General features: G+C 70.6%; 13 protein-coding genes and 1 pseudogene. 1 reads left to right on the forward strand and 13 read right to left on the reverse strand.

Annotated elements, in window-relative coordinates; genetic code table 11:
• The 7 genes and pseudogenes from VBO01S_RS19600 to VBO01S_RS19630 all read right to left on the reverse strand — a co-directional run.
• Positions 1 to 336: pseudogene (locus VBO01S_RS19600) on the reverse strand (phosphotransferase family protein); the annotation flags it as partial.
• Positions 326 to 1318 (reverse strand): branched-chain amino acid ABC transporter permease, encoded by a 993-nt coding sequence (locus tag VBO01S_RS19605; protein ID WP_157627393.1) that lies wholly within the window; start codon positions 1316 to 1318, stop codon positions 326 to 328. The pseudogene VBO01S_RS19600 and the gene VBO01S_RS19605, both read right to left, overlap by 11 nt.
• Before the next feature lie 40 nt (positions 1319 to 1358).
• Positions 1359 to 2231, reverse strand: coding sequence for a branched-chain amino acid ABC transporter permease (locus VBO01S_RS19610; RefSeq protein ID WP_056577629.1), 873 nt, complete (start codon positions 2229 to 2231; stop codon positions 1359 to 1361).
• A 13-nt stretch (positions 2232 to 2244) separates the two neighbouring features.
• Positions 2245 to 2964: an ABC transporter ATP-binding protein gene (locus VBO01S_RS19615; protein WP_062478149.1), complete on the reverse strand. Its 720-nt coding sequence runs from the start codon at positions 2962 to 2964 to the stop codon at positions 2245 to 2247.
• A complete protein-coding gene (locus tag VBO01S_RS19620) occupies positions 2961 to 3779 on the reverse strand; it encodes an ABC transporter ATP-binding protein (RefSeq protein WP_062478152.1) in 819 nt (272 codons plus the stop codon). Before VBO01S_RS19620 ends, VBO01S_RS19615 begins: the two co-directional genes overlap by 4 nt.
• A 91-nt stretch (positions 3780 to 3870) precedes the next feature.
• Positions 3871 to 5049 (reverse strand): acetyl-CoA C-acetyltransferase, encoded by a 1179-nt coding sequence (locus tag VBO01S_RS19625; RefSeq protein ID WP_062478155.1) that lies wholly within the window; start codon positions 5047 to 5049, stop codon positions 3871 to 3873.
• A 118-nt stretch (positions 5050 to 5167) separates the two neighbouring features.
• Complete coding sequence (locus VBO01S_RS19630) at positions 5168 to 6325, reverse strand: acyl-CoA dehydrogenase family protein (RefSeq protein ID WP_062478158.1); 1158 nt, start codon at positions 6323 to 6325, stop codon at positions 5168 to 5170.
• A gap of 167 nt (positions 6326 to 6492) precedes the next feature.
• Here VBO01S_RS19630 and VBO01S_RS19635 point away from each other — a divergent pair, with 167 nt between their 5' ends.
• Positions 6493 to 7284 carry an enoyl-CoA hydratase gene (locus tag VBO01S_RS19635; protein WP_082818205.1) on the forward strand — a complete coding sequence of 264 codons (792 nt, stop codon included), beginning with the start codon at positions 6493 to 6495 and terminating at the stop codon, positions 7282 to 7284.
• A gap of 18 nt (positions 7285 to 7302) precedes the next feature.
• On the opposite strand, the gene VBO01S_RS19640 is transcribed toward VBO01S_RS19635, so the two are convergent.
• The 6 genes from VBO01S_RS19640 to VBO01S_RS19665 all read right to left on the reverse strand — a co-directional run bounded on the left by VBO01S_RS19640 (position 7303) and on the right by VBO01S_RS19665 (position 14273).
• Complete coding sequence (locus tag VBO01S_RS19640; RefSeq protein ID WP_062478161.1) at positions 7303 to 8085, reverse strand: SDR family NAD(P)-dependent oxidoreductase; 783 nt, start codon at positions 8083 to 8085, stop codon at positions 7303 to 7305.
• Between the two features lie 63 nt (positions 8086 to 8148).
• Complete coding sequence (fadB, locus tag VBO01S_RS19645) at positions 8149 to 10299, reverse strand: fatty acid oxidation complex subunit alpha FadB (protein ID WP_062478164.1); 2151 nt, start codon at positions 10297 to 10299, stop codon at positions 8149 to 8151.
• An 89-nt stretch (positions 10300 to 10388) separates the two neighbouring features.
• Positions 10389 to 10805, reverse strand: a complete 417-nt coding sequence (locus VBO01S_RS19650; protein ID WP_062478167.1) for an EthD domain-containing protein — start codon at positions 10803 to 10805, stop codon at positions 10389 to 10391.
• Positions 10802 to 11629, reverse strand: a complete 828-nt coding sequence (locus VBO01S_RS19655; RefSeq protein ID WP_062478170.1) for an acyl-CoA thioesterase — start codon at positions 11627 to 11629, stop codon at positions 10802 to 10804. The genes VBO01S_RS19650 and VBO01S_RS19655 overlap by 4 nt, the downstream gene beginning before the upstream one ends.
• Positions 11626 to 13035: an enoyl-CoA hydratase-related protein gene (locus VBO01S_RS19660; protein ID WP_062478173.1), complete on the reverse strand. Its 1410-nt coding sequence runs from the start codon at positions 13033 to 13035 to the stop codon at positions 11626 to 11628. The genes VBO01S_RS19655 and VBO01S_RS19660 overlap by 4 nt, the downstream gene beginning before the upstream one ends.
• Before the next feature lie 29 nt (positions 13036 to 13064).
• A complete protein-coding gene (locus VBO01S_RS19665) occupies positions 13065 to 14273 on the reverse strand; it encodes an acetyl-CoA C-acetyltransferase (RefSeq protein ID WP_062478176.1) in 1209 nt (402 codons plus the stop codon).
• Positions 14274 to 14366 lie beyond the last annotated feature (93 nt).

Genomic DNA, 14366 nt, shown 5'->3' on the forward strand with positions numbered 1-14366 from the left:
GTCCATGACGAAGCCTTCGCCGAGCCCGTCGGCCGGCTGCAGCACATGGCGCACGCCGGGCACGGGCACGCCGCCTGTGCGTGCGGCCTCGATGAGCTGCGCTTCCGCCGCGAGGCCCGCGGTGCCCAGGGCGCGCGCGCCGCTGGCATCGGCCGCGCGGCGCAGCACCAGCGGATGAGCCTGGCCCGCGCCGGTGGCCGTCACATCGAAAGCCCAGGTCTGCTGGCTGGCGCCGCCCGAGAGCCGGCGCACGGCCTGCACCACATGGCCGCCGGGCACGAGTCGCCCGGCCAGCCGCTGCAGTGCGTTCGCGATCAGCGTCGCTTCATCGTGCACGGGCGAAGCGTGCCTGGAGCTTGCGCAGCAGCCCGACCACGCCGCCGGGCATCGCGAACATGAAGGCGATCAGCACCACGCCGTACACCGCCCAGGGCGCGGCCTTGGAGACCTTCTCGGCCAGCGAGGGCACGAACATGATGAAGATGGCGCCGAAGATCGCGCCGTACAGCGTGCCCACGCCGCCCACCACGATGCCCACCAGCAGCGAGATCGACAGGAATAGCGTGAACGAATCGGGCGCCACGAACTGCACCGCAATGGCCGACAGCGCGCCGCCCACGCCGGTGTAGGCGGCCGACACGCCGAAGGTCATGGCCTTGTAGTGGCTGTTGTCCACGCCCATCGCCTCGGAGGCCATGGCGTGGTCGCGGATGGCGCGCATGGCCCGGCCGCTGCCGCTTTGCAGCAGGTTGTGGGCAATGAAGAACATCACGACCGCGACGAACAGCGAGAACAGGTAGAGCCACTGGTCTTCGTTGAGCGGCAGGCCGAAGGGCGCGGCGGGCTTCATGAGCACGATGCCCTGCACGCCGCCGGTCCAGGCCTCGAGGTGCTTGTACTTGAGCAGCTGCGGCATCGCCACGCCGAGCGCAAAGGTGGCCAGCGCCAGGTACAACCCTTCGAGCTTGAGCGCGGGCCGCCCGAACAGGTAGCCGACGATCAGGCACACCACGGCCGCCGCCGGCACAGTGAGCCAGTACGGCACGCCCGCGTGCTCCATGAGGATGCCGGTGGTGTAGGCGCCAATGGCATAGAAGGCGCCGTGGCCCAGCGAGATCTGGCCGTTGTAGCCCGTGAGGATGTTCAGGCCGAGCAGCGCAATGGCATACGAGATCACCATCGTCGCCTGGAACAGCTGGTAGCCGCGCGCCACGAAGGTGATGCCGATGGCCAGCACGATCAGCAGGCCGACCCACACGAGCGGGGAGCGCGAGGGCTTGGCGGTGCGTGCGCTGGCCGATGTAGCGAGCGGTGCCATGGCGGTCGGCAGGGAGGAAGCTTGGGGAGAGTTCATGCGATCAGACCCGGGTGACCAACTTGCGGCCCATGAGGCCGGAAGGCTTGACGATGAGCACGCCGACGATCAGCACCAGCGCCACCGACAGCTTGAGTTCGGTGCCCACCACGTAGGTGCCGATGAGGTTCTCGAGCACGCCGACGATGAAGCCGCCGAGCACCGCGCCCACAGGGCTGTCGATGCCGCCGATGAGCGCACCGGCAAAGGCGTACAGCAGCACGCCGGTCATCATGTGCGGGTCGAGGAAGACCACGGGCGCGACCATCATCCCCGCCACCGCGCCGATGGCGCCAGCCAGGCCCCATCCCAGCATCAGCATGCGCCCGACGTTGATGCCCACGAGCCGCGACGAGGCCGCGTTCTGCGCCGCGGCGCGCATTGCCAGGCCCAGCGGCGTGAAACGGAAGAAGGCGAACAGCAGCAGCACCACCAGCAGCGTGACGCCGATGGCGCCCATCTCGTGCGCCGACATCATGGCGCTGCCGAACCACGCGTCCGACGGGAACGGGCTCGGGAACTGCTTGATGGTGTAGCCGAAGAGCCAGCCCGCCAGGCTGTGGAAGATCACCAGCAGGCCGATGAACACCACCACCACCGACAGCGCGGGCTTGTCGTGCATGGGCCGGATGACGGTGAACTCCACCACGGCCGCGAGCACGAAGGACAGCGCCACCGTCGCCACGAAGGCGGCCCAGTACGGCAGGCCGGCCTGCATGAGGCTCCAGGCGATGAAGGTCGAGAACATCGCCATCTCGCCCTGCGCGAAGTTGATGTGGTGCGTGGCCTGGTAGATCATCACCAGCGCCAGCGCAACGCTGGCGTAGATGCCGCCGGTGGCCAGGCCCGCCAGCAGTTGGTGCAGGAATGCGTTCATCGGTGTGAGGCCCTTATTCGCCCAGATACGCTTTGCGCACGGCGTCGTTGCGGCGGATTTCGGCGGCGGTGCCCGAGAGCACGATGCGGCCGGTTTCCAGGAGGTAGGCCGAGTCGGCCAGGTCGAGCGCGAGCTTGGCGTTCTGCTCCACCAGCAGGATCGACACGCGCTCTTCCTTGTTGATGCGCCGCATGATCGAGAAGATGTCTTTCACGATGAGCGGCGCGAGCCCGAACGAAGGCTCGTCGAGCAGCAGCAGGCGCGGCTTGCCCATGAGCGCGCGGCCGATGGCCAGCATCTGCTGCTCGCCGCCCGACAGCGTGCCGGCCTGCTGGGCGCGGCGCTCGCGCAGGCGCGGGAAGTAGCCGAACACACGCTCCATGTCGGCGTCGATGCCGTCCCTGCTGGCGCGGGCGTAGGCGCCCAACCGCAGGTTCTCTTCTGTCGTGAGACCCAGGAAGGTGCCGCGTCCGTCGGGCACGTGGCCCACGCCGGCCTTGGCGATCTGCTCGGTGGAACGGCCGTCGATGCGCTGGCCGGCCAGCATGATGCGGCCCTCGGTGCTCACCATCATCTGGCACAGCGCGCGCAGCGTGGTGGTCTTGCCGGCGCCGTTGGCGCCCAGCAGCGCCACGACCTGGCCGGTGGGAATGTCGAGGTCGATGCCCTGCAGCACGCGCGTCGGGCCGTAGGCCGCGTGCAAGCCGCGCACTTCGAGAATGTTCGTCGTCATGCCATCGCCTCCGCTTCTGCCTCTTCGCCCAGGTAGGCGCGGATCACCTCGGGGTGCGCGCGCACCTCGGCCGGTGTGCCCTCGGCGATCTTCTTGCCGAAGTTCAGCGCCACCACCTTGTCCGACACGCCCATCACGAGGCTCATGTGGTGTTCGACCAGCAGCACCGTCACGTTCAGGCGGTCGCGGATGTCGCGGATCAGCGTGCCCAGGCTCTCGAGTTCTTCGTGGTTCAGGCCGCAGGCCGGCTCGTCGAGCAGCAGCAGCTGCGGCTCGGCCGCCAGCGCGCGTGCCAGCTCGACGCGCTTTTGCGTGCCGAACGGCAGGTCGGCCACTTCGCGTTCGGCCACGGCCTCGAGGTCGAGAAAGTGGATCAGCTGGTCGGCCCGCGCCCGCGCCTGCGACTCGATGGCCGCCACGCCGGGCAGCCGGAAGGCGTTGCGCAAGAAGCCCGCGTGGTGCTTGCTGTGGCAGCCCACCAGCACGTTGTCGCGCACGGTCATCGTGCGAAACAGCGCCAGGTTCTGGAAGGTGCGCCCGATGCCCAGGCCCGCCATGCGGTGGCGCGGCAGGCGCGTGAGCGGATGGCCGTCGAACTCGATGCGGCCGGCGCTGCACTCGTACAGGCGCGAGAGACAGTTGAACAGCGTGCTCTTGCCCGCCCCGTTCGGCCCGATGAGGCCGCAGATCTGGCCCCGCCGCACGTCGAACGAGACGCCGTCGAGCGCCACGATGCCGCCGAAGCGCACCGACACCGCGTCGATGCGCAACAGGGGGGTGTTCTCTTTGTCTCCGCGATCGGTGTCATGAATCATGCGTCGATCTCTTTTTTTGAGGGAACGGAAAAGGTCAGCGCCGCCCCCGCGGGCGCTGCCAGGTTGGCGGCGCAAGGGCCGCCCGGCTTCGTCAGAGCCGCTCTACGATGGTCACGTTGGCCATGCCGCCGCCTTCGCACATGGTCTGCAGGCCGTAGCGCTTGCCGCGCTGGCCCAGGGCGTTGACCAGCGTGGTCATCAGCTTGGTGCCCGAGGCGCCCAGCGGGTGGCCCAGCGCAATGGCGCCGCCGTTCACGTTGATGCGGGCCGGGTCGGCGCCCAGCGCCTTCAGCCAGGCGATGGGCACGGGCGCGAAGGCTTCGTTGACTTCGTACAGATCTATGTCCTCGATCTTCATGCCGGCTTTTTGCAGCGCGCGCTGCGTGGCGGGCAGCGGAGCCTCGAGCATGATGACCGGGTCGTGGCCCAGCACGCTCATGTGGTGGATGCGCGCCAGCGGCTTCACGCCCAGCGTCTTCAGGCCGCGCTCGTTCACGACCATGAGGCCGCTGGCGCCGTCGCAGATCTGGCTGGCGGTGGCCGCCGTGCAGCGCCCGCCTTCGGCGATGAGCTTGACGCCGGCGATGCTCTCCAGGGTGGCGTCGTAGCGGATGCCTTCGTCGGTGGTGTGCAGCTCGCCGGTCTCGGTGCCGTCGGCCATGCGCACGGCCACGGGCACGATCTCGCGTTCGAAGTGGCCGGCCTTCGTGGCGGCAATGGCGCGGTGGTGGCTTTCGAGCGCGTAGCGGTCGAGCGCGTCTTTCTCGATGCCGTAGTTGCGCGCGATCATCTCGGCGCCCGTGAACTGGCTGAACTGGATGCCGGGGTAGCGCTTTTCCATGCCCGGGCTCACGTAGAAGCCCAGGTTGTTCTTCAGCGGCAGCGTGGTGGGCAGGCCCATGGGCACGCGGCTCATGCTCTCGACGCCAGCGGCGATGACGATGTCCATCGTGCCCGACATCACGGCCTGCGCCGCGAAGTGCAGCGCCTGCTGCGACGAGCCGCACTGGCGGTCGACCGAGGTGGCGGGCACCGACTCGGGCAGGCGCGAGGCCAGCACCGCGTTGCGCGCCACGTTGGAGGCCTGCTCGCCGGCCTGGCCGACGCAACCCATGATGACGTCCTCGATCAGGGCGGGGTCGGCGTCGGTGCGCTCCACGAGGGCGTTGAGCACCTGGGCGGCCAGGTCGGCCGGGTGCCATCCGGCGAGGCGGCCGTTGCGGCGGCCGCCGGCGGTGCGCGCGGCGGCGACGATATAGGCTTCGGGCATGTGAAATCTCCGGTGATGGGTTCGGTTCGACAGTCCAGCGCATTGTTGGCGCCGCGCCGCCGCACAGCGTCGTCGGAACCGACGATTTTGGGCGGCGGCGCCTTGCGCCCCTACGCTCTCAGGCCTTGGCGAGGCGCTTGGCCATGCTCCAGCGGTGCACCTCCGAGGGGCCGTCATAGATCCGGAAAGCCCGCATGTCGCGGAAGATGCGCGCGGCCACGGTCTCGTCCGAGACGCCGCTCGCGCCCAGGATCTGCACCGAGCGGTCGACCACGCGCCACTCGGCCTCCGAGCACAGCACCTTGGCCACGCTCGACTCGTGGCGGCCCTTGCCGCCCTGGTCGAGCACCCACGCGCAGTGCCAGATGGTCAGGCGCGAGACGTGCAGGTCCATCTCGTTGTCGGCCAGCATGAAGCCCACGCCCTCGTGCTCCACCAGCGCATGGCCGAAGGCCTGGCGGCGGCGGGCGTAGTCGGCGGCGAGTTCGTGCACGCGGCGCGCGGCGCCGAGCCAGCGCATGCAGTGCGTGAGGCGCGCGGGCGCCAGCCGCACCTGCGCGTAGCGAAAGCCCTCGCCGATGGCGCCCAGCACGTCGGTGGCCGGCACGCGCAGACCGTCGAAGCGCACCACGCCGTGGCCGCCGGTGAAGCAGCTGTCGAGTGCGTCGATCTGCCGTTCGATCACGATCTCGGGCTGGTCCATGTCGGCCAGGAACATGGTCGACGAACCGTCTTCCATGCGCGCCATGATGATCGCGAAGCCCGCGCCGGTGGCGCCGGTGATGAACCACTTGCGCCCGGTGATCACGTAATGGTCGCCGTCGCGCACGGCCACGGTCTGCATCATCGACGGGTCGGAACCGGCGCCGGGCGGCGGCTCGGTCATGCAGAAGCACGAGCGCACATGGCCGTCGATGAGCGGCTGCAGCCAGCGCGCCTTCTGCGCCGGCGTGGCCACCACCTCCATCAGGTGCACGTTGCCTTCGTCGGGCGCATGGATGTTGAGGGCCACCGGGCCGAGCGGCGAGTAGCCCGCCTCCTCGAACACGATGGCCTTGTCGACGTGCGACAGGCCCAGCCCGCCGTGTTCCTTCGACGCATGCGGCGTGAGCAGGCCGGCGCGGCGCGCGCGTGCCACCAGCTCGTCGCGCAGCGCCTCGGCGGGGCCGTGCGAATCCTGCCGGGGGTCGGATTCGAGCGGAATCACCTCCTCGGCGATGAAGCGGCGCGTTCGTTCCTGCAGGTCGAGCTGGGCCGGGGTGAGGCTGAAGTCCATGGTGGGACGCTCCTTCTTTCTCTTAGTGGATTCAAGGACGGATTGAAGACAATGCGGCGCATGGTGCCGACGCGGGCGCGGGTTTCGAGTCGTGAGCGGGACAAGCCTGCCGGATTCGTCCGTTCCGACGATGCCGCGGCCCGGCCTGCGCCCAACACTGACACGCCATGAACACACCTGCAACCGACAACGACGCCGACATCCTCCTGCTCACCCGTCCGCAGGACGGCTGCGCCTGCCTCACGCTGAACCGCCCGCAGGCCATGAACGCCCTGTCGCTCGCGCTGCGGCGCGCGCTGGTGCGCACGCTCGACACGCTCGCGCAGGACGACAGCGTGCGCGTGCTCATCCTCACCGGCGCGGGCCGCGCCTTCTGCGCCGGCCTGGACCTGCGCGAGATCGACCCCGGCGCCATCACCGGCGACGCCGGCACCGACGTGGCCACCGCACTCGCGAACTTTCCGCGCCCGGTGATCGGCGCCGTGAACGGCGCGGCCATCACGGGCGGCCTCGAGGTGGCGCTGGCCTGCGACCTGCTGATCGCCTCGAGCGAAGCGCGCTTTGCCGACACCCACGCGCGCATCGGCGTGATCCCGGGCTGGGGGCTGTCGCAGCGGCTGTCGCGGCTCATCGGCATTGCGCGGACCAAGGAGATGGCCTTCAGCGGCAACTTCGTCGGTGCCGAGCAGGCCGAGCGCTGGGGGCTGGTCAACCGTGTGACGACGCCCGAGCAGCTGATGCCCCAGGCGCTGGCACTGGCTGCCGACATGGCGAGCGCGCTGCCCGAGATGCTGCCGGTCTACAAGCGCCTGATCGACGACGGCCATGCGCGCAGCTTCGCCGAAGGCATGGCGCTGGAGCAGGCCGCCACGCGCGACTGGGCCGCGTCGCTCACGCCCGAGGTGCTGCGGGCGCGGCGCGAGGCGGTGCAGGCGCGCGGGCGGGCGCAGAAGGGCTGACGCCCCGCCGCCCCGACCTCAGCGCGGCGCCATCCGGATCGCGCCGTCCAGCCGCACGCTCTCGCCGTTGAAGTAGCCGTTGGTGATCATCAGCTCGGCCAGCGTCGCGTACTCGGCCGGGTTGCCCAGGCGCTTGGGGAAGGGCACCGACGCAGCCAATGCGGCCTTCACGTTGTCGGGCGCCCCCTGCAGCAGCGGCGTGTTGAAGATGCCCGGCAGGATGGTGTTCACGCGGATGCCCTCGCCCATGAGGTCGCGCGCGATGGGCAGCGTCATGCCGACCACGCCGGCCTTCGAGGCGGTGTAGGCGGCCTGGCCCATCTGGCCGTCTTGCGCGGCGACCGAGGCGGTGTTGACGATGGCGCCGCGCTCGCCGTCTTCCAGCGCATCGAGCGTGAGCATGCCGGCCGCCGACTTGGCGATGCAGCGGAAGGTTCCCACGAGGTTGATCTGGATGATGCGGTCGAAGTTGGCGAGCGGAAAGTGCTTGATCTCGCCCGAGGCCTTGTCGCGGCTCGCGGTCTTCACCGCGTTGCCGGTGCCGGCGCAGTTGACCAGCACGCGCTCCTGGCCGTGCGCGGCACGCGCCTTGGCAAAGGCCGCGTCGACCTGCTCTTCCGACGTGACATCGACCTTGCAGAACACGCCGCCCAGCTCCTTGGCCAGGGCCTCGCCCTGCTCCACGTTGAGGTCGAACAGCGCGACCTTCACGCCGTGGCTGGCCAGGCGGCGCGCGGTGGCGGCCCCGAGGCCCGAGGCGCCGCCCGTGACGACGGCGGCAATGCTGGAATCGAGTTGCATCTCTTGTTGTCCTTGGATAGAGAGAGAAAGGAAGAAAGAAAGAAAACCGAAAACGCCTGCCGTTCAGACCGGGTAGTAGCGCAGCTTGCGCGCCGCCATCTCGCGCATGCGCGCCGTGGGCACATACGGCGCGCCGAGCGCCGCATGTTTGTCGCACAGCGCGACCACGCGGTCCAGCCCCAGCCAGTCGGCGTACTTGAGCGCGCCGCCCGCATAGGCCGGAAAGCCCACGCCGAGCAGCAGCGCCATGTCGAGCTCGGCCGGCGTGGCGACCACGCCGTCTTCGAGCGCGTGCGCAGCCTCGACCACCATCGGCAGCATCATGCGTTCGACGATCTCCGTGTCCGCGAAGTCGCGCCGCCCTTGCGGCTGCAGCGTGGCGACCAGCGCATGCGCCTCGGGCGCGGCCGACTTGCGCGGGCGGCCCGTGGGGTCGTTCTCGTAGCGGTAGAAGCCGGCGCCGTTCTTCTGGCCGTAGCGCTTGTTCGCCACCATGAGCTTCACGGCGTTGCGTTCGAGGGCCGGCATGCGCTGCGGGTAGCCCGCGGCGATCACGTCGCCCACGTGCGCGCCCACGTCCATGCCCACCACGTCCTGCAGGTAGGCCGGACCCATGGGCCAGCCGAAGGCTTCCATCGCGCGGTCGACCGCTTCGAAGTCGGCGCCATCGGCCACCAGCTGCACGAAGGCGTTGATGTACGGCGTGAGGATGCGGTTGACCAGGAAGCCCGGGCAGTCCTTCACCACGATGGGCGTCTTGCCCATGGCCACGGCATAGCCCACGGCGGTGGACACGGCGGCATTGCTGGTCTTCGCGCCCTGAATCACTTCCACCAGCTGCATCACCGGCACGGGGTTGAAGAAGTGCATGCCGACGAAGTCCTCGGGCCGTGCGAGCGGCTGGGCGATGTCGTCGATGCGCAGGCTCGAGGTGTTCGAGGCGATCACGGTGCCGGGCTTCACGCTGCCTTCCAGCGCGGCCAGCACCTTGCGCTTGACCTCGAGGTTCTCGACCACGGCCTCGACCACGCAGTCCACGCTGTCGAAGCCGGCCTCGTCGAGCTGCGGCACGATCGACGCCCTGATGGCATCGGCCTTGGCCTGCGCGAGCCGGCCGTTCTTGACCTGCTTGGCGAGCTGCTTGCCGGCCTCGGCCATGCCCAGGTCGAGCTGCGGCTGCGCGATGTCCTTCATGCGCACCGGCGTGCCGCGCAGCGCGCTGGTGTAGGCGATGCCGCCGCCCATGATGCCGGCGCCGAGCACGGCCGCCTGCTTCACGGGACGGCCTTCGCGCGCGTGGCGCTTGTAGAGCTTCTTGAGCGCCTGGTCGTTGAGAAAGGCCTGCACCAGCGAGGCGGCGGCCTGCGTCTTCGCGACGCGGCCGAAGGCTGCCGACTCGAGGTCGAGGGCGCCCGCGCGGTCGCGGCCGGCGGCCTCGGCCATCATCTCGAGCGCGATGAGGGCTGCGGGCTGGTGCTTGCCGCTGCGCACCGCCACCTGCGTGCGTGCGGTCTCGACCAGTGCACCGGCCTCCTGCTTCGACAGCGCCAGCGGCGCGCGCTTGCGTTGCTGCGCGGCCTGCCAATCGATCTCGCCGCGCACCGCGCGCTGCAGCAGCGCGAGCGCACGGTCGCGCAGGGCCTCGGGCGCGGCGACCTCGTCGGTCACGCCCGCGGCCAGCGCGGCCGGCGCCTTGGCCGGCTTGCCGCTCGCCACCCAGTCGATGGCCGTGGCCAGGCCTGCGAGACGCGACAGCCGCACCGTACCGCCGAAGCCGGGAAACAGCCCGAGCTTCACCTCGGGCACGCCGACCTGCGCCGTGTCGGCCATCACGCGCAGCGGCGCGAGCATCGCCAGCTCCAGCCCGCCGCCGAGTGCGAAGCCGTTGATGGCGACCACGCTGGGCACGGCCAGGTCCTCGAAGGCGTTGAACAGCTCGTTGCTGGCGCGCACGCCGCGCGCAATGTCGGCCTCGGCCTGCTGGAAGGTGGCGCCGAACTCGGTGATTTCGGCGCCGACGATGAACACGTCTTTCGCGCTCGTCACCAGCACGCCGCGCACATCGGGCGAGGCCGCGATGCGTTCGGTGGCCTGGCGGAACTCGTCGACAGTGCGCGCGTCGAGCTTGTTGATGGCCTCGCCGCGCCGGTCGAAGCGCAGCTCCACCAGACCGTCCTGCAGCGGCAGGACTTCGATACTTTCGCCTTGGAACAAAGGGGGTCTCCTCGCGGCCGGCGACACGCCAGCCTGTGGGAAAAAGTTTAGGGACGCGCCCTGCGCACAGGCATCGTCCGAAGCGACGATTACAGGCGGCCGCGTGCCTGCAGGTAGTCGCGCACCGCCTCGGCGGCGGGGTCGCCGACCACGGCGAACTCGTCGGTGAAGAAGATCGGCGAGGCGGTCAGGTCGATGAAGCGGCGCTCGTCCGCGAGCAGCTCGGCGCTCGCGCGGCGGGCTTCCTCGCGCCGCGCGCCGGTGCGCGCTTCGAGGCTGTCCCACCACAGCTCGGCCACGCCGTCGAAGGGCGCGGGGCTGCCGCGCGGCACGGCCAGCGGCTGCACGAGTGCGTCGTCGAGCGTGTGCGACTGCACGTAGCGCCGCAGGCCCAGCACCTCGGCGCGTTCCGCGACGAGCGGCGCATGCACATGGCGCCAGTGGTGCTGGAACTGCGCGCGGTCCAGGTGCGGCAAGCGCCGCAGGCAGAAGACGAGCTTGATCATCGGCGCACCCGGATCAGGCCTTCCTGCGCGACCGAGGCCACGAGCCGGCCGGCGCGGTCGAACAGCGCGCCACGACAGAAGCCGCGCGCATGTTCGGCCGAAGGCGAGTCGGCGTCGTACAGCAGCCAGTCGTCGCAGCGGAAATCGCGGTGGAACCACATCGCGTGATCCAGGCTCACGCCCTGCACGCCGGGTTGCTGAAACGCCAGGCCGTGCGGCTGCATCGCCACGCCCATGAAGCTGTAGTCGGAGGCATAGGCCAGCATGGCCTGGTGCAGCAGCGGGTCGTCGGACAACGCGTCGGCGGTGCGCAGCCAGAGCTGGCTGTGCGGCGGGCGCGGGCCGGCCGTGACGGGGTCGCGCGGGTCGACGTAGCGGAACTCGATCGGCCCCTCGACGCGCACGCGCGGGCCGGCGCGCGGCGTGAGGTCTTCGGGCGGCGGCGCCTCGGGCATGGCGCACTGGTGCGACACGCCCTCCTCGCGCCGGTGGAACGAGGCCGACATGTGGAAGATCGGCTCGCCATGCTGGATGGCGACCACGCGCCGCGTGGTGAAGCTCACGCCGTCGCGGATGCGGTCCACGTCGTAGACGATGGGCGCGGCCTTGTCGCCCGCGCGCAGGAAGTAGCCGTGCAGCGAATGCGCCGCATGCCCGTCGACCGTGCGGGCCGCTGCCATCAGCGCCTGCCCGAGCACCTGGCCGCCGAAGACGGCGGGCGCGCCGATGTCGGTGCTGGTGCCGCGAAACAGGTTCTTCTCGAGCTGCTCGAGCTGCAGTTGCGCGACCAGCGACTGCAGCGCTTGCGCGCGGCCTGGGCTCACGCGGCCTGCTCCGAATAGAACAAGCTATTCGACCGCACGCGCTCGCGCAACGCAGCCGTGGGCTTGAAGCGCTCGCCGTGGCGCTCGGCCAGCGCATCGCAGCGCGCGACGAAGGCCGCGAGGCCGACGGTCTCGATGTACGAGAGCGTGCCGCCGGTCCAGTCGGGGTAGCCCAGCGCAAGCACGGCGCCGAGGTCGGCCTCGACCGGTTTCTTCAGCACGCCTTCTTCGAGGCAACGCACTGCTTCGAGCGCGAGCAGCGACAGCAGGCGTTCGCCGACGGCGCGTGCGTCAGGCTGCGATGCAGTGGCTTGTTCCGCCGTTGCATCGGCAGCCAGCGGACTCTCGCCCAGCCCAGCCTGCCGCGCGGCGTTCGCGATGAGCGCAGGCGACACGCCCTCGCTCAACAGCGCCACACCTTCACTGCGGTACAGCTGCCGCAGCCGCTCGACATACGCAGCGTTGACCGCACTCAAGTCGCCCTTGCGCCGCAGCGCCGCACCCCGGTTCACGAACAGCGTGCGCATCAGGTTGCGCGCCACCGGGCCGGCCAGCAAGGGACCGAAGCACTGCGCCTCGACCGCCAGGCCCGCGTCCATCGGCAGCTGCGTGCCTTCGTACACGGCCGACAGGATGGCCAGCGGCGCCGGCAGCTGGTCGTGCGTGTCGCGCCGCACCTGCGCCAGCGTGGCACCGAAGCTCGCGCCCGCGTGCGGTGCGAGTGCGCCCGCGCCGCCCGGCACCTGGAAGCCCTTCACGTCCCACGGCTGCTGGCCGGCGTCGGGGTGGTCGAGCACCCAGCGACGGGCCACGGCCACGAGCTGGTCGGCCGGTGCGAGCGCATCGACCATGCCCAGCGCCAGCGCCTCGGCCGGCGCCACATGCCGGCCCGACAGCAGCAGCGGCAGCGCGCGCGCAATGCCGACGAGGCGCGGCAGCCGCTGCGTGCCGCCGCCCACGGGCAGCAGGCCGACCGTGACCTCGGGCAGCCCGACCACCGCGCGCGCTTCGTCGAGCAGCACGCGGTGATGGCAGGCCAGCGCGAGTTCGAAGCCGCCGCCCAGCGCCACGCCGTTGATGGCCGCCGCCACGGGCTTGCCGCAGCGCTCCAGCTCGCGCAGCGCGCGCCCGCCGGGTGCGATCGCCTCGATGGCCTCGGCCGCGCCGCCGCCCGTGGCATGAAAGCCCACGAGGTCCTTCAGGTCGGCCCCGGCCATGAAGCCGCTGGCCTTGCCCGAGGTGATGACGGCGCCGCGCACGTCGGCGCGCTGCGCGATCTGCGCCACGGCCTCGCGCAGCGCGGCCGTGAAGCCGGGCGTGAACACGTTCATCGGCCGCTCGGGCACGTCGAGGGTGAGGAGCGCGACGCCGTCGGCATCGACCTCGAATCGGATGTGGGAAGGCATAGGAAAAAAGGAAAGAGAAGACGTGCTGCTCAGACGCGCTCGATCACCAGCGCGGTCGACTGCCCCGCCGCGGCGCACAGCGTGACCAGGCCCAGGCCCGCGTCGCGCCGCTCCAGCTCGTCGAGCAGCGTGCCCGTGAGGATCGCGCCGGTCGCGCCCAGCGGGTGGCCCAGCGCGATGGCGCCGCCGTTCACGTTGATGCGCGCGGGGTCGATGTCGAAATGGCGCGCATAGCGCATCGGCACCACCGAGAAGGCCTCGTTCACCTCGAACAGGTCGATGTCGCCGATGCCCAGGCCGCAGCGCGCCAGCAGGCGTTCGGTGGCGGGCATCGGGCCGCCCAGGCTCAGCAGCGGCTCGTCGGCACACGAGGCGCTGCCGACGATGCGCGCGCGCGGCACGAGGCCGTTGCGCGTGCCGTAGTCGCGGTTGCCCAGCAGCACCGCGCAGGCGCCGTCGACGATGCCGCTCGAATTGCCGCCCGTGTGGATCGGCGCGATGTGCGACAGCTGCGGATAGCGCTGCAGCAGGATCGCTTCGTAGCCCTGTGCGGCCACGCCGGCGAAGGCGGGCTTGAGCTTGGCCAGGTCGGCCATCGTGGTGCCGGGGCGGTTGGCCTCGTCCTTCGCGAGCACGGTGCGCCCGAGCCGGTCGCGCACGGGCACGAGCGAGCGGTCGAAGCGGCCCTCGGCCTGCGCCACGGCCGCGCGGCGCTGGCTTTCCACGGCGTAGGCATCGACCGCCTCGCGGTCCACGCCGTCGAGCATGGCCATGAGGTCGGCCGCCACGCCGTTGGGGATGTAGGGGTAGCGCTGGCCCACGGCGGGGTCGGTGTAGACCGCGCCGCCGTCGCTGCCGATGGTCACGCGCGACATCGACTCCACGCCGCCGCCGATCACCGCGTCGGCCTGGCCCGAGGCCACGAGGCCAAAGCCCATCTTCAGCGTGTCGAGCGCCGAGGTGCAGAAGCGGTTGAGCTGGAAGCCCACCACGCTGTCGCCGTAGCCCGCCGACAGCAGTGCGACGCGCGCGATGTCGGCGCCCTGCTCGCCCACCGGCATCACCACGCCCAGGCCCACGTCCTCGATCTGCGCGGGGTCGAGCGCATGGCGTTCGCGCAGCGCCTGCAGCACCTGCGTGGCCAGCTGCACCGGCGTGATGGGGTGCAGCGCACCGTCGGCGCGGCCCTTGCCGCGCGGCGTGCGCACGTGGTCGTAGATGAAAACGTCGTGGGTCATGGGCAGGGCGCCGCCCGGGTGCGCAAGGCCACCGGATGCAGGGGAATTCAGTTTGTCTGCGGCCAGTTTAGGAAGCAGAATCGGTTGCCGGAA

Origin of the sequence: Variovorax boronicumulans NBRC 103145 (genome assembly GCF_001591345.1) — a bacterium.
GTDB classification, from domain to species: Bacteria; Pseudomonadota; Gammaproteobacteria; order Burkholderiales; family Burkholderiaceae_C; genus Variovorax; species Variovorax boronicumulans.

Coding starts and splice junctions, on each gene's coding strand:
- VBO01S_RS19635 (WP_082818205.1), top strand. CDS start 6,493: ATGAACACACCTGCAACCGACAACGACGCCGACATCCTCCTGCTCACC.
- VBO01S_RS19605 (WP_157627393.1), bottom strand. CDS start 1,318: ATGGCACCGCTCGCTACATCGGCCAGCGCACGCACCGCCAAGCCCTCG.
- VBO01S_RS19665 (WP_062478176.1), bottom strand. CDS start 14,273: ATGACCCACGACGTTTTCATCTACGACCACGTGCGCACGCCGCGCGGC.
- VBO01S_RS19650 (WP_062478167.1), bottom strand. CDS start 10,805: ATGATCAAGCTCGTCTTCTGCCTGCGGCGCTTGCCGCACCTGGACCGC.
- VBO01S_RS19630 (WP_062478158.1), bottom strand. CDS start 6,325: ATGGACTTCAGCCTCACCCCGGCCCAGCTCGACCTGCAGGAACGAACG.
- VBO01S_RS19615 (WP_062478149.1), bottom strand. CDS start 2,964: ATGACGACGAACATTCTCGAAGTGCGCGGCTTGCACGCGGCCTACGGC.
- VBO01S_RS19625 (WP_062478155.1), bottom strand. CDS start 5,049: ATGCCCGAAGCCTATATCGTCGCCGCCGCGCGCACCGCCGGCGGCCGC.
- VBO01S_RS19660 (WP_062478173.1), bottom strand. CDS start 13,035: ATGCCTTCCCACATCCGATTCGAGGTCGATGCCGACGGCGTCGCGCTC.
- VBO01S_RS19620 (WP_062478152.1), bottom strand. CDS start 3,779: ATGATTCATGACACCGATCGCGGAGACAAAGAGAACACCCCCCTGTTG.
- VBO01S_RS19640 (WP_062478161.1), bottom strand. CDS start 8,085: ATGCAACTCGATTCCAGCATTGCCGCCGTCGTCACGGGCGGCGCCTCG.
- VBO01S_RS19610 (WP_056577629.1), bottom strand. CDS start 2,231: ATGAACGCATTCCTGCACCAACTGCTGGCGGGCCTGGCCACCGGCGGC.